We start from the raw sequence: 22,319 nt of genomic DNA, 5'->3' as shown, positions 1-22,319 counted from the left end.
GTTTATGGGATAAGATTCCTATAACGGAGTCAAAGACATGTCGGTTCTCAGCAAGCCCTACTTCCACAACGAAGAAGCCGCCTTCGCCTACCTTGAAGGCGTGATCTGGCCGGAGGGTCCGACGTGCCCGCATTGTGGTGCAACCGATCGCATTTCGTCGATCAAGGCTAACCCTGAGAAGCGCGTCCGCATCGGCCTGAAGAAGTGCGGCCACTGCAAAGGCCAGTTCACGGTGAAGGTCGGCACGGTGTTCGAACATGCCCGTATGCCGCTGCACAAGATGTTGCAGGCCGTGTACCTGATGACGAGCAGCAAGAAGGGTATCAGTGCCCACCAGCTGCACCGCGTCCTCGAAGTCACCTACAAGACGGCGTGGTTTCTGGCGCACCGCATCCGCGAGGCCATGCGCTCTGGCGATCTTGCCCCGTTCGGCGGCAACGGCGGCGCGGTGGAAGTTGATGAGACGTTCATCGGCCGCAAGGCTGGTGCGCCGGTCAAGGGCGCCTACCATCACAAGATGGCAGTTCTCGGCCTTGTGGACCGCGAGACGGGCCGTAGCCGCCTGTTCCATGTCGAAAAGGCGTCCGGCAAGCTCATTCAGCCGATTGTCATGGCGAACATTGCCCGCGAGGCCCGCCTGATGACGGACGAATCGATGATCTACCGCAAAGTTGGCCGCGAGTTCGCCGACCATCAGGCCGTTCATCACTACGAGAAGGAATATGTGCGCGGCGACGTGACCACGAACACCGTGGAAGGCGCTTTCAGCATCTTCAAGCGCGGTATGCGCGGCGTGTACCAGCATTGCGCGGAGAAGCACCTGCACCGCTATCTGGCGGAATTTGAGTTCCGTTACAGCTTCCGTGAAGCCAACGGCTACAATGACAATGACCGTTCGACCGAAGCGGTGAAGGGTATCGCTGGCAAGCGCCTCACCTACGCAAGGCCTGACCAGCGGCCCGAAGCCTGATCGCGCAGGTAAAGCGCGACACCGCACGCGGTGGCGGTGCAAGCCGCATCGCTTGCCTAAGTAAGCGAGACAGGCTCTAAAGCCCTTTGGGGACAAAGGGGCAGTGCCACCAATGGATATGAAGGCGCGAATTGACGAGATGCTCGCCGCTCCCAAGACTATTCTTGGGGAGCCGAGGTGGAAGATAAGTCGGCGCCCCGATACGCGCGAGATGCGGCGTCTTTTATTGGAGAGCGGAGAGGCGAAAGGCGCGTCTCTGGTGTCTTTCGCCTATCCTCGATCGGACCGTCGTGAGTACAGGCATCTAATTGTATTTACGCCGGAGGACGGCAGGCGAGTTGACGGGCGGTGTGTGTGCAGGTTGGACAACGCGCCTATCGTTGATGGGCCGCATTTTAACGATTTTGGAGGGCCGCTCGGCTATCCCGCCTGCCAAGTTGACGATCCGCACTATCACGATTGGGCCGGAAACAGGCACCTGGTGAAAGGCAAAGAGTTGCCCGCAAAACTGTTGTATGCTCGGCATATTAGTACTAGAATCAATAACATAGACGATGGATTTTGGTGGTTTTGCCAACAAAATCAAATCGGTGCTAGCAGTAGGGATGTGCCGGGATGGCCACCGCCGGATCAATTGCTGTAACCATGACGGACCCATGCGAGGCTGTCCGCTCTTGGCAGTTGTGCGCGCGGCAAGGCGATGATTACTTATTCACGACACACTGTCAGCTGCCTAATGGCTCATTGCTGAAACTCAAGATTCGCCCGGCGGGCAATCAAATGTGGGTCGTTTCCGATGGGGGCGCCGCACTCGACGAAGCTGTCGCTTCTGGCATTTCCAAGCCGGCTTTCAACTTGAATGTGCGGCGTGCGATACGGCTGAAAGGCCTATCCTTTGTCGAGGGGCGTATAGAGTCGCCTCGAATTGAATTGTCTTCTTTGTTTGCCGCAACAGTAGTTGTCGCCAATGCTTCGCGTGACGTTGCTGAGGCGTTGCTTATGGTCGGGTCTGACGCATCAGAGCGCAACTTGAGTCGTCGGACGCGCGAAATATTGGTGGCAAAATTCCCAAACTGGGTTTCCGCTAAGCCAGTTAGTATAAGTGGGGCCAGCGATCGTCTGCACAAGTTTGATAATACTCTCGACCTTCCAGACGGGCGGCGCCTTCTAGTTGATGTTGTCAAACATCAAGGAAATTCCATCAATTCCGCCATAGTCGCGAATTTGGATGTTCGCCGACTCCAAAACCCGCGCTTTGTTCAGCGAATTGTGTTTGATCCTGAGGAATTGTGGAAGCCTGAGGAGATTGAGCTTTTAGAGGTTGGGGCAACACCAGTAGCGCTCCCGAGTCTTGTGGACTCCGTGAATAGGCTAGTGGCATGACCGAAAAACAAAAACCTCAATCCGACAAGTTCAAGGAAGCGGCGCGCGAGCTAGAGTGCGACGAGGACGAGAAGGCGTGGGAGGACAGGCTGCGGAAGGTGGCTAGCCAGAAGCCTGACAAGGAAGCGGATTAACTTTTTGGCGGGTATGCGCTTCCTAGCTCTACAGTTGAAAGGTGAATATCGTAAGCATTTTCAGCGGGTAAATTGAAAAACGCGAAATTATTACCAATATCTATATCTGACGGAAACCAACAGCCCGCTTGGATTTGATAAAAATCGGTATCGTCTGGGTGAGATTTAGCCCAAGCTTTTAGCTTTCCAGAGTATAATGCGTTTTTAATTTCAGCGCTCAACTGCTCGTGTGTAAGGCGATAATGAGTTCCGCCCCACTTACTATCTTGGGCCATATAGCGGGAGGCCTCTTTTAGGCTGATGTCAGGTGTCCATTTCGTAGTTGGATTGCCGGGGACGCTGAACCGTGGCCTTTCATTTGTAGATGTACTATTTTGCGAGCCGCTTTGGGACGGCAGTACTTGCGGCTGTTTGCGATACATCATGGCGACGATAGCCACGGTCCCTACCATTATAAGCGAGCCGCTTTGCACGGCTGCTAATATGATCTCGCGAATACCCTCAAAGACCGGGCTAGCTACCGGCGCAAATATCCACCCAAACAGAAGCAGGGCAAAGAACGCCCCCATGCCCAGCAGCGTTTTCACGCGCCAGCCGGGCTGGGCGGTGATCGCGCCGATCACGCAGGCGAACACGGCTGAGCCGAGCGCAACAATGACTGTAAGCGAGTCCCCCGAGAACATGGGTATTTCATATGCTTAGTCCGGCGGGTTTGCAATCTATACAAACGCCACAAGTCTAGGATAAAAACGATCATTGTTTGCCCGAGGGAGGCACGCCCTGAACGCCGCCGCGGTTCGCCGGACGCTCGACACGCTCATTCACGCGCGCGGAGAAGACTACGCGTCGGTGTCACGCCTCATTGGCCGTAATCCCACCTACATCCAGCAGTTCATCCGGCGCGGCGTGCCCCGCAAGCTCGACGAGGATGACCGGCGCACGCTCGCGCGCCATTTCGATGTGCCCGAGCATGTGCTGGGCGGCCCTGAGTCCCGCGTCGGGCAAGCCGTCATCGCCCGTGCCGCCGAAGCCTCGGCGGTGGACGACTATCTGCTCATCCCCTGTCTGGATGCCGCCGGAGACGCGCCCGAGGCTGCGCTCGCCTTCCAGGCGCGCTGGGTCACCGGGCTGTGCAGCGGCAATCCGCAGGCGCTTTCAGTTTTGCGTATCGCGGGCGATGCGATGCACCCCACACTTTCACACGGCGATCCCGTGCTCGTCGACACGGCGGACGGTGCCGAAGCCCTGCGCGACGGCATCTACGCGCTGCGCAGCGGCGGTAATGTGGTCGTGAAGCGGCTGACACGAAACCCGGCGACGCAGGGAATCGCCATCAAGAGCGACAACCCCGGCTGGCCCGATTGGGAAGATTGCGCGGCGGAGAGCCTCGATATCGTCGGCCGCGTGATCTGGGTGGGGCGCGAACTGCGCTGAAACCTTGGGCGGATCGACATTCAGAAGATGACGTGCCGAAAATGGTGGGTTTTCGTGACCCGGAGCGCAGCGTACTAAAGGTACGTGAGCACCGGAAGCGCGGAAATCCGCCATTTGCAGGCCGTCAGGGCTGAATGTCGATCCGCCCTAGCGTTTGCGTTGAAACAGCGTCCAGAGAACTGCAAGCGCGATACCGGCACCCAAACCGATCACCGCACCCAGCATTGCCTGATGCCGGGCGATGCCGAATCCCGTGCCCGCGAATAGGCCGAGCGCGATGAGCAGTCCCGCGGGCGTACCCTGGTTTCGCCCGTGCCGTTCAGCCTGCATTTCTCATTCCTTCGCTATTTGCGGATCCGGTTTTTGCACCACCTGTCCCGCCCTGAAACAGGCCGGACAGGCCATGCCGCCAACGCGACAGAGAAAATCGTTTTAATCCAGTCAGTTGGAAGATGGCATCAGCCTTGCTGGTGAAGGTGCAGGAACAGGATAGGCGGGGGTTATCTCCAATGCAATTGCTTGCCATACACGATCGCGGTTCGCTCGAGGATGCCTCGAGCCTGATCGCCAAGTTCGGTGACGACGCTGTCGTCGAAGCCGCGACCATCGCCGATCGCTACCGCGATTCCGGCAATCTCAACCTTTTCTGCCGCTGGCGGCAGGTCGAGCGTGCCATCATGCTGCTTCAGCTTGAGGACGTCGTCGGCGAAGTGCACTGATCCGTAGACGAGCCGATAGGCCAAGTCGGAAAGCCCACAAAATTCCCCTACCGGCGCGGGGTCGGCTTCGGCTAGACCCGTGCAATGTATCGAGCGCTGATCGGCACCAGCATTGCGGCTATTGCGCTCTTCCAGTCGCTACCGGCCGCGGCGCAACAGCCCGCACCTCCCCCGGCGGATGAAACGCCTTCTCCCGATTCCGCGGACGCGAACGACCAGAGAACCAATCCCCGCGCCCCGCTCCCGGAGCTTCCTGAGATCGAGGACGAATGGAAAGACCTGTTCGCGGAAGATGCCGCCGAAGCCGATGTCGCGCTGGAGGCGCAGGAAGCACCCGTCGATCTCCGCTATGATTTCGCGCTGGGACCGATCGACCGGCTCAAGGTCGCCGATGCGTTCAAGTCGCTTTCTGCGCTTTATGCCGGGCGCGGCAAGACCGTGCCTTCGCTCGCCGAGCTTCAGCGCCGCGCGCGCACCGATACCGAGCTGCTCACGCGCCTGCTTCGCGCGGAAGGCTATTACGATCCAGAGATCGCGATCGAGGTCGATCCCGCCTCCCGCGACGGCCGCGTTCAGGTCACCACCGCGGTAGACACGGGGCCGCGCTATGCGCTCGGCGAAATCCAGATCAACGTGGACGACGAGGCCGAGCGCGCGCTCGTCGAGCAGAAGCTCGATCTCAAGGAAAAGCAGCCGCTCGTCGCCAACGATTTCAACGCGGCGCTGGATAGGCTTCGCCTCGGCCTCGGCGAGAGCGGCTTCCCATTCGCGGACGTCGACAATCCCGACATCGTCGTCGATCACGATACGCGCACGGCAAGCTACGCGCTGAACGTGAAGCTAGGGGACAATTCCCGCTTCGGCGAGATCCGCGTCGATGGCGACCCTCTGTTCAGCGCCAAGCACATCGGCCGCCTCGCCCGCTTCAAGCCGGGTGACCCCTACGATACGCGCGAGATCGAAGACCTTCGCCGCGCGCTCATCGCCACGGGTCTTGTCAGCACGGTCAGCATCACGCCGGAGCGCGGACCGCCGCAGGCCGACGGCACGACACCCGTGAACCTCGTCGTCGCACTCACCCCTGCCCCGCAGCGCACGCTTGCCGGGCAGGTCGGCTACAGCACGACCGACGGCTTCCGCGTCGAGGCGAGCTGGCAGCACCGAAACCTCATTCGCCCGCAGGGGCAGGTCACGTTCCGCGGCGTGCTCGGCACGCAGGAGCAGCGCCTGTCGGCCGATCTCCGCCGCTCGAACTGGAAGCAGCGCGACCGCACGCTCGCCGCGCGCGTCGAGGCCAGCGTCGAGGACCGCGAGGCCTATTACGCCCGCACGCTGGGCCTCGGCGCGTTCATCGAGCGCGAAACCAACCTCATCTGGCAGAAGGCGTGGACATACCGGATCGGCGGCGAGCTCCAGGCCTCCGAAGAGCGCGACCGTAGCCTGCGCATCGCGCCGGGCTTCGCGCCGCTCCGCACCTTCATCATCGCCGCCGCGCCCGTGCAGGTGGCGTATGACGGCACCGACGATCTTCTCGATCCCAAGCGCGGCTATCGCCTCACCGGCTGGGTGAGCCCCGAGGCTTCGTTCCAGGACGGCTTCTTCGGCTACACGCGCGCGCAGGTGGATGGCTCGGCCTACCTTCCGATGATGGAAGACAATCTCGTGTTCGCGGGCCGCGCGCGGTTCGGCACGATCTTCGGCGCCACGCGCTCGCGTATCGCACCGTCACGCCGCTTCTACGCGGGCGGCGGCGGCTCGGTGCGCGGTTACGGCTATCAGGACGTCGGCCCGCAGGACGAAGACGGCGATCCGCTCGGCGGCCGCAGCCTGATGGAGTTCAGCCTCGAGGCGCGCTACCGCTTCGGCAATTTTGGCGTCGTGCCGTTCATCGACGCGGGCCAGATCGATACGCGCCCCTACCCCCGCTTCCGCGACCTGCAGTTCGGCGCGGGCATCGGCGCGCGCTACTACACGAACTTCGGCCCCGTCCGCATCGACGTCGCGACCCCGCTCAACCGGCAGAAGGGCGATTCGCGCGTCGCCGTTTACGTCTCCATCGGGCAGGCGTTCTGATGGAGGGGCGCGACGGCATCATCGAAGAGATCGAGGACGAGGTGCTGAGCCGCCCGTTCTGGACCTATGCGATGCGCGGTTTCCTCTGGCTCTCCGCCATTGCCGTCGGCCTCGCGCTGCTCATCGCCGCCGCGCTCACCGTGCTCGATACGGATCGGGGCCGCGTGTGGCTTATCGCCCGTGTCATGGGCCTCACGCCCGAATCGGGCCTGCGCATCGGCATCGACCGGATCGACGGCTCGCTCTACGGCGTCGCCGTCGTCCACGGTCTCACGCTGTCGGACCCGCAGGGCCGTTTCCTCGAAGCCCCCCGCGTCGAGCTTGATTGGCGGCCGCAGGCGGTGTTCAGCCGCCGGCTCCATATCGTGAAGCTGGTCGTGCCCGAAGCACGACTGCTCAAGGTGCCGAAGCTGATCCCGAGCGCGGAGGAGAAGCCGATCCTCCCGAACTACGACATCTATGTTGGGCGGTTTCAGATCGGCAATCTGACGCTCGAACCGCCCGTCCTCGGTAAGCGGCACCAGATTTCGGCGGACGGCGGCGCCGACATCGCCAGCGGCCGCCTGCTCGCCGCGCTGCGCGCCAACTCGCGCACCGGCGGCGATGCGCTCGTCGCGCGCATCGATGCGCGGCCGGACGACAAGGTGTTCGACATAGAAGGCAGGCTCCTCGCCCCGGCGGGCGGTGTCGTCGGCGGCATCCTCGGGCTCGATCAGCCGCTTGTCGCCAACATCGAAGGCGAAGGCAGCTGGCAGAAATGGCGCGGCACGGCGGTCGGCACGCTCGGCGATGCTCCGCTCATGAACCTTGCGCTCAGCGCCGACGACGGCCGCTTCGCGCTCAAGGGCACGGCTTCCCCCGGCCTCGCGATCGGCGGCATCGTACGCAAGTTCGGCTCGCCATCGATCGAGGTGGACGCCGCCGCGACGATCGCCGAGCGCGTCATCGAAGGCCGCGCCTCGATCGTCTCGCCTTCGGTGGGCCTCGAACTCGACGGCACCATCGATCTCGCCGAATCGCGCTTCCGCACGCTGTCGGTGGGTGCCTCGGTACGCCAGCCGAAGGCGCTCATCTCGACAATGACGGCGGACGACATGCGCCTCGCCATGACGCTCGACGGCCCCTTCTCGCGCCCGCTCGTCGATTACCGCCTGTCCGCGAACTGGCTCGCCATCGGCACCACGCGCCTCGACCGTGTCGAGGTGACGGGCAAGGGCGAACTCCCGAAAGACAAGCTCGCCGTTCCGGTCGAAGCGCGCGCGCTTCGCGTCACCGGGCTCGGGGAACTCGTGGAAGCGCTCGCCACCAACCCGCGCATCACCGGCGTCATTGCGCTCGAAGGGCCGTACATCACCGCCAAGGGCCTGAAGCTGTCGAGCGACCGCGTCACCGCAACCGCCGACCTCAACATCGAAACGCGCACGGGCCGCTACAGCGTGAACGCGGACGGATCGGTGCCGCGCTACGCCATTCCCGGCCTCGGCATGGCGGACATCAAGGCGAAGCTGCTGTTTGAGCCCGATGCGCGGGCGGGCAACCGCCTGCGGATCAGCGGCAAGGCCGACGCCGCGATGAAGCGGCTCGACAACGGCCTGCTGACCTTCCTCTTCCAGGGCAATCCGCGCGTCGTCGCGGATATCGTCCGCACGCCCGACGGCCTCGTCACCTTCACGAATGCCGTGCTCACCTCGCCCGACGTGCGCGTCACCGGGCGCGGCACCTATGCGATGGACCAGCGCATCCGTTTCAACGGCAATGCCGTCTCGAAGCGGTATGGCCCGATGGATGTTGAGCTCGGCGGCCTCGTGACGCGCCCCGAGGCGCGCATCCTCGTCAAGAGCTACGCGGCGGGCATCGAGCTTCGCGACATCCGCGCCACCTTCACGCCGCAGGGCGAGAATTACGCCTTCACCGCGCTTGCCGACACGGTCGCGGGCCCGGCGCGCGCACGCGGCCGCATCCTCACCGGCGCGCCGCAGACGGTGTACGACATCGAGTCCGCCGAGATCGCGGGTCTCACCGCGACCGGTCCGCTCCGCGCGGTGGACGGCGCCCCCGCCGTATCGGGCGTGCTCGATGTGCGTGGCACCGGCATCTCGGGGAAAATCCGCCTTTCGCCCGAAGGCGGCGTGCAGCGCATCGACGCCAATCTCGGGGCACGTGCCGCGCGCCTCGATTTCGGCGGCGGCACCACCATCCGGCGCGGCTGGGTGGACGGCAACATCGTGCTCAGGGAGGCCGGCGCCGAAATCTCGGGCCGCTTCGATATCGAAGGCCTGAAGCAGTCTGCGCTGCTGCTGAAGACGCTGAAGGGCACGCTCGAAATGCAGGCGGGCGAAGGCACCGCGGCGCTCATCGCCACAGGCGAACGCGGCGCCCCTTTCACCTTCGATCTTGCCGCGAGCTTCGATCCTGAAAGCATCATCGTCACCAGCCAGGGCACGATCGCGCGCCAGAAGTTCGCGCTCGCCGCCCCCGCGCGCCTCGACCGCACGGACGAAGGCTGGCACCTCGCGCCCGTGGTGCTCAACCTGCCCTCGGGCACCGCGCGGATCAGCGGCACGTTCGGCGATGCGATCAGCCTCACCACCGATCTCAACGCCGCCGGGCTCGGCCTCCTGCAGCTCGCACTGCCGGGCATGGACTTCACGGGCACCGCGAGCGGCCGCATCGACATGATCTTCCCGTCGGGCGGCCTGCCGCGCGGCACGGCGAAGCTGCGCGTCACCGATTTCACGCGCGCGACAGAGGCGTTCTCGAAGCCCGTCGATCTCGCCGTCGTCGCGCAGCTCGAAGCGAACAAGGCGGTAATGCGCGCCGCCTTCCTCGATAACGGCCAGCGCCTCGGCATCCTGCAGGGCCGCCTGCTCTCGATTCCCGGCAGCATCGACGATCCCTGGCTCGACCGCCTGATGAAGGCGCCGATCTCGGGTCAGCTCCGCTGGCGCGGCCCCGCCGAAATGCTGTGGCCCTTGACCGGCGTCGGCGCGCTCAGCGTGCGCGGCAACATCGCCGTCGCGCTGGAGATCAGTGGCGAACTCGGCGACCCCTCGCTCACCGGCATCGTGCGCTCGCGTGCCTCGCGCATCGAAAGCGCGATCACCGGCACGGTGGTGGACAACATCCGCCTCAACGGGCGCTTCACCGGCTCGCGTCTTGAACTCACCGAGTTCTCGGGAACCGCGGGCACCGGCTCGATCTCGGGCAGCGGCGGCATCGACCTTTCGTTCGCGCGCGGCTTCCCGATCGAGATCGCGATGGTGATGAAATCGGCGCTGATCCTCAATCGCGACGACCTCCGCGCCACCGCGAGCGGCCCCTTGCGGATCAGCAACAGCCCGGAAGGCGCCATCATCTCGGGCAACGTCAATATCGACAAGGCCCGCTTCAATATCGGGCAGACCGCGCAGACCGAGGTTCCCTTGCTCCGCGTTCGCGAAAAGAACACCGAACTGCTGCGCGCCGAGCCGCTCGTCGTCGAAGGCGCACCCGAACCCACCGTCTGGCAGCTCGACGTGAAGGCAAAGGGCAACAACGAGATCATGGTGCGCGGCATGGGTCTCGATTCGGAATGGTCGGCGGACCTCGACATCAAGGGGTCAGCGACCGCGCCACGCATCGGCGGCGTCGCCGAACTCGTGCGCGGCGACTACGAATTCGCGGGCAAGACCTTCCGGCTGACACGCGGCGAACTGCGCTTCACAGGCACCTATCCGCCCGATCCGGTTGTGGACATCGCAGCCGAGGCGCGCGTCGAAGGTCTTACCGCCACGATCACCATTCGCGGCATGGGTCAGCGCCCGGAGATCGCCTTCTCGTCCGTGCCCGCATTGCCGCAGGACGAAGTGCTCTCGCGCGTGCTGTTCGGCACGTCCATCGCCAACCTCTCTGCGCCCGAAGCGCTCCAGCTCGCGGGCGCGGTCGCTTCGCTGCAGGGCGGCAGCGGCGGCATAAACCCCATCAACGCCGTGCGCCGCGCGGTCGGCCTCGATCGGCTGCGCATCATGGAGGCGAACCAGCTCACCGGCCAGAAGACCGCGGTCGCGGCGGGCGAGTACCTCACCGACCGTGTCTATGTGGAGGTTGCCACCGATGCGCAGGGCTACACCGCGACGCAACTGGAGATCGAGCTAACGCGTGCGCTTTCGATCCTCTCGTCGGTCGCGACGCTCGGCGGCACCAGCGTCAACCTGCGCTGGTCGAAGGACTATTGAGCAGCCTGAAAAGGGCGGAAAAGCTGGAAAACTGGGGCGACCGACGGGGATCGAACCCGCAACCTCCGGTACCACAAACCGGCGCTCTAACCGATTGAGCTACGGTCGCCACACGCGATGAGGATGCGCACATACGGTCGCTCCGGCCTGCCGTCAAGCGAGGCACATGCGGCTGCTGAATTTTTAGGCAAGATGCCCGGAAGTCGTGCAGCATTCGACAAAACCGCTGCCCTGAAAATGCGCTCCCCTGCGCTTTGCCGCGCTGCGGCATCTGGCACGGATCATGCGTTACGCGAAGGCAATACCCCATCCGGGGCAGATCGAATTCGTTCAAGGGGTAAAGCCAGGTGAAAAAGATCGAGGCGATCATCAAGCCCTTCAAGCTTGATGAGGTGAAGGAAGCGCTGCACGAAGTCGGCGTATCGGGCATCACCGTTGTCGAGGCGAAGGGCTTTGGCCGCCAGAAGGGCCACACGGAGCTTTACCGCGGCGCCGAATATATCGTGGACTTCCTTCCGAAGGTGAAGCTCGAGGTCGTCGTCGACGACGGCATCGTCGAGCGCACCGTGGAAGCGATCGCGGGTGCCGCCAAGACGGGCCGCATCGGCGACGGCAAGATCTTCGTGTCTACGATCGAATCAGCCTACCGCATCCGCACCGGCGAGCGCGACAGCGAAGCCATCTGAATCATCAAACGGGCAACAACTCCACACCAGCAGGGTTAAAAGAGGAAAGGCGAGTAATGGCGAACAAACCAGCCGACGTTCTGAAGATGATCAAGGACCAGGAGATCGAGTGGCTCGATGTCCGTTTCACTGATCTTCGCGGCAAATGGCACCACATGGCGATGTGCGCGAGCGTCGTCGATGAAGACATGCTGACCGACGGCATCATGTTTGACGGCTCCTCGATCGACGGCTGGAAGGCCATCAACGAGTCCGACATGATCCTGAAGCCCGATCTCGACGCGGTCTATGTCGATCCGTTCTCGGCGACGCCGATGCTGATCGTGTTCTGCGACGTCGTCGATCCGGCGACGGGCGAGCTTTACGGCTCTGATCCGCGCTCGGTCGCCAAGCGCGCCGAAGCCTTCCTCGGCAACAGCGGCGTCGGCGACACCGCCTATGTCGGCCCCGAAGCCGAATTCTTCGTCTTCGACGACGTGCGTTTCGAAAACGGCTACAACGGCTCGGGCTACAAGATCGACGACATCGAGCTGCCGACCAACACGGGCCGCGAGTACGACGAGGGCAACATGGGCCACCGTCCGCGCGCCAAGGGCGGCTATTTCCCCGTCGCGCCGGTTGATCCGTGCCACGACCTGCGTTCGGAAATGGTCTCCGTGATGCTCGAAATGGGCCTGCCCATGGACAAGCACCATCACGAAGTTGCTGCAGCGCAGCACGAGCTCGGCCTTACCTTCGGCACGCTCGTCCAGACCGCCGATCGCATGCAGATCTACAAGTATGTCGTGCACAATGTCGCGCACGCCTATGGCAAAACGGCAACATTCATGCCGAAGCCGATCAAGGACGACAACGGCTCGGGAATGCACACGCACATCTCGATCTGGAAGAAGGGCAAGCCGCTCTTTTCGGGCGACGGCTACGCCGGTCTTTCGGAAACCGCGCTGTTCTTCATCGGCGGCGTCATCAAGCACGCCAAGGCGCTGAACGCGTTCACGAACCCCTCGACGAACAGCTACAAGCGTCTCGTCCCGGGCTTCGAAGCGCCGGTGCTGCTGGCCTATTCCAGCCGCAACCGTTCGGCCTCCTGCCGTATTCCGTACGGCACGGGCCCGAAGAGCCGCCGCGTCGAGTTCCGCTTCCCGGACGCCACGGCGAACCCGTACCTGTGCTACGCCGCGATCCTGATGGCTGGCCTCGACGGTATCGAGAACCGCATCCACCCGGGCCAGCCGATGGACAAGAACCTCTACGACCTTCCGCCGAAGGAACTGAAGAAGGTTCCGACCGTGTGCGGATCGCTGCGTGAGGCCCTCGTCAACCTCGACAAGAACCGCAAGGTCTTCACGCGCGGCGGTGTCTTCACCGACGAGATGATCGACAGCTTCATCGACCTGAAGATGCACGAAGTGCTGCGCTGGGAAATGGCGCCTTCGCCTGTCGAATTCGACATGTACTATTCGGCCTGATCGGGGGATTTGGGCCGTTCAGGGGCTCGCGCGAAAGCGCGGGCCCCTTTTCATTTGGGCCGGCGGAAAACTGCCGGCGCGCCGCTCAGTCGACGATGCCGTCGCGAGCCTCGATCGCCATCAACGTGGCGGTCAGCAAGGCAACCAGCCTCGCCTGCCCTCCGCTTTCCGCGAACACCTCCGCCTGCGCCAAAGTCAGCGTCCGGCCCGCCTTGATCACCTTGCCGCGTGCGACGATGCGATCCCCCATCGCAGGCGCGACGAGGTTGATCTTGAACTCCGTCGTCAGCACGCCCCGGCCCGCAGGCATCAGGCTCAGTGCGGCATAGCCCGCCGCCGTGTCGGCAATGGCGCTCACCGCGCCAGCGTGGACGAAACCATGCTGCTGGGAAACCGCCGGGTCCGGCCGCAGGGCGATCTCGACGGCACCCGGCGCGACATCGACAAGCGTCGCGCCCAATGTCCGCATGAGCCCCTGTTTTGCGAAACTCGCTCGGATGCGCTCGTCGGTCTGGTTCACGGCCTCTCCTTGTCGGGCTAATGCGCCTAACGCTCCCTTAGCCCATTATCGCGTCCCGCCTCACCCTCTCATCTGGACCAATGGCACACGTCATTCCCGCCGCGCAGACACAAGAAAGCCCCGGAAATCCTGAGATTTCCGGGGCTTCCGTTACCCTGAACTGATCGCTGGATCAGAACGCCGCGGTCAGCGAAACGATGATCGCCGAGTCCGTGATCTTGTTGATCGACGGGTCGCCACCCTTCACGTCCGTATCGACGTACGAAACGCCGAGCGTCAGCTTGTCGTAAGAGACCGACGCGCCGAGAGACCAGTCGAGATAGTCGCCATCGGTCGAGAACCCGCGGTCGATCGAGAGCGAACCGTCGGTGTAGCCGAGGTGCGCATTCAATGAGACCGGGGTGTTCGGAATGGCTGCGGACCAATCCGTGTAGAGGTAGAAGCTGTCGTCGTTGCCGAGCGAGTCCTGCTTGGGCGCATAGGCCACGCCGACGCTTGCGCCGACCGGACCCAGTTCCTTGCTCAGCGAGGCCGTGATTTCCACCACGTCCGTGCCGCTGGTGCCCGGATAGAGATACCAGATCGCGCCGATGTCGTAGCCGAAGCCGCCCGCTTCGCCGGCATAGCCTGCGTAGACGTCGATTTCGGTGTTGGCGCCGCCGTAGGAGCCGAAGCCGGCGAGGCTTGAACCCCAGGTGCCGACGTAGAAGCCGCTCGAATGCGCGACGTCGATGCCGCCCTGGAAGGCCACTTCCTCATCCGAAAGCGAAATGCCGCGCCAGCGGTACTGCGAGAAAATCCCCGCGTTGCCAGAGATTTCCCAATCGCTGGTCGCTTCTGCGTCCTGCGCGAAGGCCGGAGCCGCCACTGCGAGGCTGCCGACAAGCGTTGCAGCCGCAAGCACGGTCGTCGAGATCGCGCGGCTGCCAATTCCCTTTTTCATCATTCCTCCACCTTCATTTCAGCTGTGATCGCTGCTCGCCCTGGGAGGGGTCGTTCCGAAGCTCATGCTTCAGGGGGAGTGTTCACCACGCTGCGGCGACGCACAAGCGATTTCGCCCCGCTGGTCACAAAGTTGCAACGCAGTTGATGCTTTCACGCAACAGTCTGAATCCAGACAGAAAGAAGGGCCGGCGTCACCGCCGACCCTCTAGTCAAATCCTTGGGGAGGATCGCCATATAGGCATGATCATATTGCACCGCAGCACGACATGTTGCAACGCAAAAATGCATCTCCAGCGAAAAAAAACGACGTTGTGGACGTTTAAGGCGTTTTTCACGCCTGCCGCCTAAGAGACAGGGGATGATGGACGCAGACTCAGGCGGTTGGACAGTGAGCGAGCCCTATCGGAACGCCGCCGCATTCCCGCCGGACATGACGGAAGCCATGGCCTCGCGCATCGCGGACATCGCCGCCGAGGCCATCACCGGCATCGATCCCCACACCGGCCTCGCCAGCGACTTCCTCAATCAGTTCAATGAAGTTCTCATGCTCCTCGAGGTCACCGGCAGCGATCCCGCGCTCGACCGCGACCTGCACCACTGGCGCCCGCGCAACTACATCGAACACTTCGAAGCCAGCCACCTACGCGATGCCGCACTGGTGATCGAGGCCTACGCGCTCTGCCCCGCATCCGTACGCCGCCGTTTCGATCGGCTGAGCGGCGACCTTTCGGCCTTCATCCTGCAAGGCCTTGCCGAGCTGCACCCACTGGGCGGCGAGGCCATGCACCACGCGAGCGGGATGCTGGCGGAGCGGATTCGCCAGCGCGTCGAATCGCTCTCGGCGATCATCCATCCCGCCGAGCGCCGGCTCGACAACGACACGATTTCGGCACTTTTCGAGCGCGCACGCTAGACGCCCGCAGCCCCTTCACCGCTGCCGCTGCGGCCCCTATAAGGCCGCTATGAGTGATCTCTTCACGGGCGCCGCCAACCCGACCGACTACACCGCCGACCAGATCGAAGTTCTCGAAGGGCTGGAGCCCGTGCGCCGCCGCCCCGGCATGTATATCGGCGGCACGGACGAGCGCGCGCTGCACCATCTCGCCGCCGAAGTGCTGGACAACAGCATGGACGAAGCGGTCGCCGGGCACGCGAACCGCATCGAGGTCTCGCTCGCGTCGGATGGCACGCTGACGATCTCCGACAACGGTCGCGGCATCCCGATCGACGCACACCCCAAATATCCGGGTAAATCGGCGCTCGAGGTGATCTTCACGATGCTGCACTCGGGCGGCAAGTTTTCGAGCAAGGCCTACGCCACCTCGGGCGGTCTTCATGGCGTCGGCATCTCGGTGGTGAACGCGCTCTCCGACGAACTCGTCGTCGAGGTCGCGCGCAATCGCGAGCTTTACCGCCAGCGCTATTCGCGTGGTCACACCACCTCGAAGCTCGAAAAGGTCGGCGCGGCCCCGAACCGGCGCGGCACCACCATCGCGTTCCACCCCGATCCCGAGATCTTCGGTGACAAGGCGACGTTCCGCCCTGCCCGCCTCTACCGCCTCGCACGCTCCAAGGCCTATTTGTTCCGCGGTGTCGAAATCCGCTGGTCGTGCGACCCGGAACTCATCAGCGACGACACGCCCGCGACCGCCGTGTTCCAGTTCCCCGGCGGCCTTGCCGATCACCTCGCCGAACAGCTCGGCGACCGGGACTGCGCGACGAACGAATTCTTCGCGGGCCGCGCCGAATTCCCAGACACGCAGGGCTCGGCGGAATGGGCGGTCGCGTGGCCGCTCTACGGCGAAGGCTCCGCGAGCTACTATTGCAACACGATCCCGACGCCCGCGGGCGGCACGCACGAGGCGGGCCTGCGCACCGCGCTCGTCAAGGGCATCCGCGGCTTTGCAGGGCTGATCGGCCAGAAAAAGGGCGAAGGCCTCACCGCCGAGGACGTGCTTTCGGGCGGGGAGATCATGCTCTCCGTGTTCATCCGCGAGCCGCAGTTCCAGAGCCAGACCAAGGACCGGCTGACGAGCCCCGAAGCCGCGAAGTTCGTCGAGGCTGCGGTCAAGGACCATTTCGATCACTTCCTCTCGGACAACATGGAGCGCGGCCGCGCGCTTCTCGGCTTCGCGCTCGAACGCATGGACGAGCGGCTGAAGCGCCGTGCCGAAAAGGAGATCAAGCGCAAGACCGCGACGAGCGCGCGCCGCCTCCGCCTCCCCGGCAAGCTCACAGACTGTTCGTCGGATGCGCCGGAAGGCACCGAGATCTTCATCGTCGAAGGCGACTCGGCAGGCGGCTCGGCGAAGCAAGCGCGCGACCGCAAGACGCAGGCGATCCTGCCCATTCGCGGCAAGATCCTGAACGTCGCCTCGGCGAACCGGGACAAGATCGGCGCCAACCAGGAAATCGCCGATCTCATCCAGGCGCTCGGCTGCGGCTCGCGTGATCGCTTCGATCCCGATGCGCTCCGCTACGACCGCGTCGTCATCATGACCGACGCCGACGTCGATGGCGCGCACATCGCCACGCTGCTGATGACGTTCTTCTTCCAGGAGATGTCGGGCCTCGTGAAGAACGGCCACCTCTACCTCGCGCAGCCGCCGCTCTACCGCCTGTCGCAGGGCGGCAAGGTCGCCTACGCGCGCGATGATGCACACAAGGACGAGCTGCTCGCGGGCGAATTCTCGGGACGCGGCAAGGTGGAGATCGGCCGCTTCAAGGGCCTCGGCGAGATGTCCCCCATGCAGCTTCGCGAAACCACGATGGACCCGGAAAAGCGCACGCTGATCCGCGTGACGCTGCCCGACACCTATGAGGAACGCGCGCCGGTCGTCGATCTCGTCGACCGCCTGATGGGCCGCAACCCGGAGCACCGCTTCAATTTCATTCAGGAGCGCGCCGCGACCGTTTCGGAAGACGCGATCGACGTTTAGTCCGAAAGTGCCGCTACTAGATCGCGCACCTTCTTCTGCCGCCACTGCGCGCTCGGCGCGATCAGCCAATAGGCTTCGTCCGAAACCTTGGGCTCCATGACGACGGCGAGCCGCCCTGCGGCGATGTCCGCCTCGGCGAGCACCAGCGGCACACGCGCGATCCCGTAGCCCGCGACCGCGCTGTCGATGGCGAGGCCTGCGTCGGCAACGCCGAGGCTGGCGCTGCGGTCCGTCATGTGGACGCCGTGCGCCTCGAACCAGCCGCGCCAGTCCGCAGACGGGTGCTCGACCAGCGGCTGCGCGGCGACTTCCGAGACGATCTTCACGTTCGCGGCGATCTCCGGCGTCGCCACCAGCACGACCGTGCCCGGCGCGATCAGCTTGCCGCTCAGTTCCTCCTCGGCGGGCATCGCACCGAAGAAGATCGCGGCGTCGAGATTGGCAGCGTTGAAATCGACCGGCCCTTCCGTGGGAAGGATCGTCACCTGCCGCGCCGTCGTCGACGCCTTGATGAGGCCAAGCCGCGGCGCCAGCCACTTGCCGATGAAGTCGCGCGGCGCGGCGATGGTCAGGCGCTCCTCGCCCTGCCCCGCCTGCATGATCGCCACGGCCTCCTCCAGCTTGGCGAAGCCCTCGCGAAGCGCGGGCAGGCTGCGCACCGCCTCGTCGGTGAGTTCGAGGTTCCGCGTCATGCGCCGGAACAGCACGGTGCCGAGCACGTCCTCGAGCGTACGGATCTGCTGGCCGACGGCGGCCGGCGTCACCGCAAGCTCATCCGCCGCCTTGGTGAACGACAGGTGGCGCGCGGCGGCATCGAAGACGCGCAGCGCGTTGAGTGGGAGCAGGGTCCGCTTCATGGCCGCGACGATTACAGGGCGCGCGCCGGGCGATCAAACGCGAAAAATCGCGGTTAACCCGAATTTTACCATAAGCACGCTAAACGGGGCCCGTGCCTTACGGCACACCTTACCTCCCCTAGCTGGATATCCAGCCGACTGATTTTTGAAAGGCCGCCCGGTCGTATCCGGCGGCCTTTTTCTTTTGCGCCGTGCAGTGCGCGGATCAACTCTTGCCGGGGATAAAAAAGCGGAACGTCTGGCGGGCTCCCGTGCAGCCGATCTGTTCGCCTTCCCGGTAGATCGGCTTGAAACGCCAACGGCCGACAACAGCTTCCATCGTGTCTTCGAACACGAACGGAGGGTAGGCAAAGACAACACGCGGCGTTTTCACCTTACCGTCAACGGCGATGTCATAGCCCATGACGATGTAACCCTCGGCGCCCCAGTTTACGGCAGCCTGTGGATAATCGTCCGCCGTCACCCAATTGTTTCGTCCAATCGGCGCCGCATCGAGCAGCGCACATTGATCGGGGCGCAGGCCGGTCGCGGCGAGAAAGCCGGAAGCTTGTTCCTGCGCCTTGCGGTCGTAGGCGATCGAGGCAAGCCGTAACGCCGCAAACTGGGCAAGCGTATCTGTCTTCGGATCGCCGCGCCGAAAGACTTCGGCATAAAGCGGCTCCGCCCGGTCGCTCCGGCGGCGCTTTTCAAGTTCCAGCGCCTGCTCGACACGGAACCAGTCCGCGACATCCGAAGGCCAGTTGGCATCGGGCTGCCTCTGCAGCGCTTCCCCGCCGCGCTGCACGCGATTCCGGGCGACCAACGCGTCCAGAATGGCGCGGCGGCGCGGAGAAAGATCGCTAGCCTCCATGATCTGCCGCGCGCGTTCTACATAGACGCCCTCGTCATCCTTCTCCGCCAATCGGGTCAGCACGGGAACCAGTGCCGGCGAGTCTGGCCCGGTCGCGGCTTCGAGTCGCGCGAGTTCGCGCCGCAGCGTTTCGGTGTCGGCCTTGGCGGCCATCGGGCCAAAGGCGATCGTTTGCGCTTTTGTTTCGCCGACGAGTTCGCGCATGAACGCATCGCCGATCCAACGCCGCTCCGTATTGAAGGTACAGCGAACCGCAACGCGCGTTGAAATGCGCCAGAACGGTTCCGTCTTCTGCATTTCTTCGGCGGACCACAGCCACGAGCGCGCGGCTTTCACGAACACGGCCTCGATTTCGCCCGGCTTGCTCGAATAGACGGGCGCTGCGCTGAGGACGCGCCCATCATCGCTGAGCGCGATGTCGAGCACCACAAGATCGTCCGGCCCGAGGTTGAAGGCCGGGGAGCAGTCCGGCAGCGTCAAGGCACTGCCATCCGGAAATTGCGGTCCCTTGCCGCCCATACGGCCCGCGCCCGTCATCGCGATGTAGTAGAAGGCCTTGTCGAGATCGCCGGTGAGGAAGCTGGCCAGCGCCAGATCAGAACGGACGGCAATATCGGAAAGCGAAACGCGACTTCCGATCCCGCCCGCACTTTTCGCCGCCGTCTTGAACCACTCCAGAGCCTCCTTGTGGTTTCCGGCGTTGAGTTCGACGCGGCCACGCAGCATCTGGAATTCGCCCAGCAGTTCACCGCTGCGCCTCTTGTCTTCGCCAGACTTGAAATCCTTGAGCATCGCATCAGCCATGCGGCGCGCGCGCGCCGCGTCGGTGAAAACCAAAGCGCGCGCCAACGGAATCGAAAGAGCCTGAATTCTCGCGGGGTCCGTATTGAGATCGAACGCGGCCTGATAGCTCTCCGCGGCCTGACGCATCTCGCCCAGCTTTTCGTGCGCACGGCCGATGAGGCTATGTGCGTCCACAAGTGCGGATGTCGCCTTGGCCTTCTCATAAATAGCGATAACGGGCGTCAGCGTTGCAAGGCCGCTCTCCATTCGCCCCAGTGCAATGTCCGTCTCCCCAAGACGCTGGCGCACGTCAGCCTCCGCCGGACTCCCACGCTGCGTCTTGGACATTCGCGCCAGAACATCAGCAAAAAGCGTGGAGGCCTTTTCATATTCCCCGGCCGCAAGGGCCGCTTCGGCAGCATCGTAGCGCTGCTGCAAGGTCTGCGCTTCGACAGGAGCCGCCGCCACACAGATAACGGCAGCAGCCGCGAAAATGTGTCTGCTCATCTACCCCCCGAAACTTGCCCGTACCGGGCGAAACGACTATCGCGCCCCCATGACAACTTCGCAACCGGCAGTGGTTCTTCTCTCCGGAGGACTCGACTCCGTTACGTGCGCGGCAATCGCGCACGCGGGCGGGTATGCCGTGCACGCGCTCACCGTCGACTACAACCAGCGCCACCGGGTGGAATTGGAGGCGGCGCGGCGGGCGGCGGCGATCTATGCGGTGCGGCACATCGTGCTTCCGCTCGACCTTCGGGCGTTCGGCGGATCGGCGCTTACGGATGAGATCGCCGTGCCGAAGGGCGACGGCGCAGTCGACAGCGGCGTCATCCCGCCCACCTATGTGCCCGCGCGCAACACCGTGTTCCTGTCGGTCGCGCTCGCGTGGGCGGAAGCCATCGGCGCGCGCGACATTTTCATCGGCGTCAATGCGCTCGATTATTCGGGCTATCCCGATTGCCGACCCGCCTTCATCGCTGCGTTCGAGGCGCTTGCCGCGACCGCCACCAAGGCGGGCAGCGAGGGCGAGCGCTTCAAGGTGCACACGCCGCTCATCGATCTCGACAAGGCCGGGATCGCGCGTGAAGCGGCGCGGCGGGGTGTCGACATCGCCGGAACGTGGACGTGCTACGATCCCGCCGCTGCCGCGGATGGAACGCCGCTCCATTGCGGCCGCTGCGACGCCTGCCGCCTCCGCCACAAGGGTTTCGAGGAGGCGGGCCTCCCCGACCCCACCGCCTACGCCGCACCGTGACCTACGCGGTCAAAGAGCTCTTCCTCACCCTGCAGGGCGAAGGCGCCCAGACGGGCCGCCGCGCCGTGTTCCTGCGCTTTGCGGGTTGCAACCTCTGGTCGGGTCTCGAACGGGGCCGGGAGAAAGCCGTCTGCACCTTCTGCGACACGGATTTCATCGGCACCGATGGCCCCGGCGGCGGCAAGTTCCGGGACGCCGAAGCGCTCGCCGATGCCGTCGCTGCAGCTTGGGGCGAGACCAGCGACCACCGCCTCGTCGTCTGCACCGGCGGCGAACCCCTGCTACAACTCGATAGCGCGCTGATCGACGCGCTCCATGCGCACCGCTTCTCGATCGCCATCGAAACCAACGGCACACTCCCCGCACCCGCCGGGATCGACTGGATCTGCGTCAGCCCCAAGGCGGACGCCAAACTGGTGCAGACGTCAGGCGACGAACTGAAGCTCGTCTACCCGCAGCCGAACAACAGCCCCGAGATGTTCGAGGGTCTCGATTTCCGGAATTTCTTCCTGCAACCGATGGATGGCGCCACGCAGGCGGAGAACATCGCCGCCGCGACGGAATATTGCCTCACGCATCCAAAGTGGCGCCTGTCGCTCCAGACGCACAAGCTGATCGGGATTCCCTAGCCGCGCCCCCGATAGGGTGCGACACCCTGGTCCGGCACCCACACGTCCGCAGGCGGTGCGCCGGACTGCCAGAACACATCGATCGGAATGCCGCCGCGCGGATACCAGTAGCCGCCGATCCTGAGCCAGTGCGGCGCCATCTCCCGGAACAGACGCTCACCGATGCCGACCGTGCAATCCTCATGGAACGCCGCGTGGTTGCGGAAACTCCCAAGGAACAGCTTCAGCGACTTCGATTCCACGATGCGCGCGGCGGGCACGTAGTCGATCACCAGATGCGCGAAATCGGGTTGCCCGGTCACCGGGCACAGCGATGTGAACTCGGGCGCCGCGAAGCGCACGAGATAGCGGCTCTGGGGCCGCGGATTGGGCACGTAGTCGAGCTTCGCGGCCTCCGGAGACGCCGGAAGCGCGCTCACCTTGCCGAGATGCGTCGTTTCCATAGGTTTCGCGTTA

General features: G+C 64.1%; 20 protein-coding genes and 1 tRNA gene. 13 read left to right on the top strand and 8 right to left on the bottom strand.

Annotation, left to right across the window (positions count from 1 at the left end):
* The first annotated feature begins 37 nt into the window (after positions 1-37).
* From ACE3TJ_RS19480 to ACE3TJ_RS19470, 3 genes are all read left to right on the top strand, one after another.
* Positions 38-970, top strand: a complete 933-nt coding sequence (locus tag ACE3TJ_RS19480; protein ID WP_374599203.1) for an IS1595 family transposase — start codon at positions 38-40, stop codon at positions 968-970.
* 615 nt (positions 971-1,585) lie between these two features.
* On the top strand, positions 1,586-2,353 hold the full coding sequence (locus ACE3TJ_RS19475; RefSeq protein ID WP_374599201.1) for a hypothetical protein: 768 nt from the start codon (positions 1,586-1,588) through the stop codon (positions 2,351-2,353).
* Entirely contained in the window at positions 2,350-2,487 is a 138-nt protein-coding gene (locus ACE3TJ_RS19470) for a hypothetical protein (RefSeq protein WP_374599199.1), read from the top strand. The genes ACE3TJ_RS19475 and ACE3TJ_RS19470 overlap by 4 nt, the downstream gene beginning before the upstream one ends.
* Here ACE3TJ_RS19470 and ACE3TJ_RS19465 read toward each other — a convergent pair.
* Entirely contained in the window at positions 2,484-3,170 is a 687-nt protein-coding gene (locus ACE3TJ_RS19465) for a hypothetical protein (RefSeq protein ID WP_374599197.1), read from the bottom strand. The two genes, ACE3TJ_RS19470 and ACE3TJ_RS19465, sit on opposite strands and share 4 nt — an antisense overlap.
* Positions 3,171-3,336: 166 nt before the next feature.
* Here ACE3TJ_RS19465 and ACE3TJ_RS19460 point away from each other — a divergent pair, with 166 nt between their 5' ends.
* Positions 3,337-3,921 carry a helix-turn-helix transcriptional regulator gene (locus tag ACE3TJ_RS19460; protein WP_374599195.1) on the top strand — a complete coding sequence of 195 codons (585 nt, stop codon included), beginning with the start codon at positions 3,337-3,339 and terminating at the stop codon, positions 3,919-3,921.
* A gap of 147 nt (positions 3,922-4,068) precedes the next feature.
* Here the strand turns inward: ACE3TJ_RS19460 and ACE3TJ_RS19455 are convergent, their stop codons facing one another.
* Positions 4,069-4,251 carry a hypothetical protein gene (locus ACE3TJ_RS19455; RefSeq protein ID WP_374599193.1) on the bottom strand — a complete coding sequence of 61 codons (183 nt, stop codon included), beginning with the start codon at positions 4,249-4,251 and terminating at the stop codon, positions 4,069-4,071.
* Between the two features lie 179 nt (positions 4,252-4,430).
* Between ACE3TJ_RS19455 and ACE3TJ_RS19450 the strand changes: the two genes are divergently transcribed.
* The 3 genes from ACE3TJ_RS19450 (at position 4,431) to ACE3TJ_RS19440 (ending at position 10,927) form a co-directional block, all read left to right on the top strand.
* Positions 4,431-4,640: a hypothetical protein gene (locus ACE3TJ_RS19450; RefSeq protein ID WP_121048184.1), complete on the top strand. Its 210-nt coding sequence runs from the start codon at positions 4,431-4,433 to the stop codon at positions 4,638-4,640.
* An 84-nt stretch (positions 4,641-4,724) separates the two neighbouring features.
* Complete coding sequence (locus ACE3TJ_RS19445) at positions 4,725-6,713, top strand: autotransporter assembly complex family protein (protein WP_374599190.1); 1,989 nt, start codon at positions 4,725-4,727, stop codon at positions 6,711-6,713.
* On the top strand, positions 6,713-10,927 hold the full coding sequence (locus ACE3TJ_RS19440; RefSeq protein WP_374599188.1) for a translocation/assembly module TamB domain-containing protein: 4,215 nt from the start codon (positions 6,713-6,715) through the stop codon (positions 10,925-10,927). Before ACE3TJ_RS19445 ends, ACE3TJ_RS19440 begins: the two co-directional genes overlap by 1 nt.
* A 32-nt stretch (positions 10,928-10,959) precedes the next feature.
* Here ACE3TJ_RS19440 and ACE3TJ_RS19435 read toward each other — a convergent pair.
* Positions 10,960-11,036: transfer RNA gene (locus ACE3TJ_RS19435), tRNA-His, on the bottom strand.
* A 238-nt stretch (positions 11,037-11,274) separates the two neighbouring features.
* Between ACE3TJ_RS19435 and ACE3TJ_RS19430 the strand changes: the two genes are divergently transcribed.
* Together ACE3TJ_RS19430 and glnA are read left to right on the top strand one after the other, a co-directional pair.
* Positions 11,275-11,613 carry a P-II family nitrogen regulator gene (locus tag ACE3TJ_RS19430; RefSeq protein ID WP_339704182.1) on the top strand — a complete coding sequence of 113 codons (339 nt, stop codon included), beginning with the start codon at positions 11,275-11,277 and terminating at the stop codon, positions 11,611-11,613.
* Between the two features lie 56 nt (positions 11,614-11,669).
* Positions 11,670-13,082, top strand: a complete 1,413-nt coding sequence (gene glnA, locus ACE3TJ_RS19425; protein ID WP_374599186.1) for a type I glutamate--ammonia ligase — start codon at positions 11,670-11,672, stop codon at positions 13,080-13,082.
* 85 nt (positions 13,083-13,167) lie between these two features.
* Here glnA and ACE3TJ_RS19420 read toward each other — a convergent pair whose 3' ends face one another.
* Positions 13,168-13,602, bottom strand: a complete 435-nt coding sequence (locus tag ACE3TJ_RS19420) for a PaaI family thioesterase (RefSeq protein ID WP_374599184.1) — start codon at positions 13,600-13,602, stop codon at positions 13,168-13,170.
* A gap of 172 nt (positions 13,603-13,774) precedes the next feature.
* Positions 13,775-14,545, bottom strand: coding sequence for a TorF family putative porin (locus tag ACE3TJ_RS19415; RefSeq protein ID WP_374599182.1), 771 nt, complete (start codon positions 14,543-14,545; stop codon positions 13,775-13,777).
* A 360-nt stretch (positions 14,546-14,905) separates the two neighbouring features.
* Between ACE3TJ_RS19415 and ACE3TJ_RS19410 the strand changes: the two genes are divergently transcribed.
* Together ACE3TJ_RS19410 and parE are read left to right on the top strand one after the other, a co-directional pair.
* Positions 14,906-15,460: a hypothetical protein gene (locus ACE3TJ_RS19410; protein ID WP_374599180.1), complete on the top strand. Its 555-nt coding sequence runs from the start codon at positions 14,906-14,908 to the stop codon at positions 15,458-15,460.
* Between the two features lie 49 nt (positions 15,461-15,509).
* Entirely contained in the window at positions 15,510-17,486 is a 1,977-nt protein-coding gene (gene parE, locus ACE3TJ_RS19405; RefSeq protein ID WP_374599178.1) for a DNA topoisomerase IV subunit B, read from the top strand.
* Here parE and ACE3TJ_RS19400 read toward each other — a convergent pair.
* Both ACE3TJ_RS19400 and ACE3TJ_RS19395 read right to left on the bottom strand, forming a co-directional pair.
* Positions 17,483-18,343, bottom strand: coding sequence for a LysR family transcriptional regulator (locus ACE3TJ_RS19400; RefSeq protein WP_374599176.1), 861 nt, complete (start codon positions 18,341-18,343; stop codon positions 17,483-17,485). The genes parE and ACE3TJ_RS19400 overlap by 4 nt on opposite strands.
* Positions 18,344-18,548: 205 nt before the next feature.
* Entirely contained in the window at positions 18,549-20,483 is a 1,935-nt protein-coding gene (locus ACE3TJ_RS19395) for an energy transducer TonB (protein WP_374599174.1), read from the bottom strand.
* A 49-nt stretch (positions 20,484-20,532) separates the two neighbouring features.
* Here ACE3TJ_RS19395 and queC point away from each other — a divergent pair, with 49 nt between their 5' ends.
* Entirely contained in the window at positions 20,533-21,234 is a 702-nt protein-coding gene (queC, locus tag ACE3TJ_RS19390; RefSeq protein WP_374599172.1) for a 7-cyano-7-deazaguanine synthase QueC, read from the top strand.
* Complete coding sequence (queE, locus tag ACE3TJ_RS19385) at positions 21,231-21,863, top strand: 7-carboxy-7-deazaguanine synthase (RefSeq protein WP_374599170.1); 633 nt, start codon at positions 21,231-21,233, stop codon at positions 21,861-21,863. Before queC ends, queE begins: the two co-directional genes overlap by 4 nt.
* On the opposite strand, the gene queF is transcribed toward queE, so the two are convergent.
* Positions 21,860-22,306, bottom strand: coding sequence for a preQ(1) synthase (gene queF, locus ACE3TJ_RS19380; RefSeq protein ID WP_374599168.1), 447 nt, complete (start codon positions 22,304-22,306; stop codon positions 21,860-21,862). The two genes, queE and queF, sit on opposite strands and share 4 nt — an antisense overlap.
* Positions 22,307-22,319 lie beyond the last annotated feature (13 nt).

Origin of the sequence: Sphingosinicella sp., assembly GCF_041916975.1 — a bacterium.
Lineage (GTDB): Bacteria > Pseudomonadota > Alphaproteobacteria > Sphingomonadales > Sphingomonadaceae > Sphingosinicella.
This window is presented reverse-complemented; position numbering and strand designations above follow the sequence as displayed.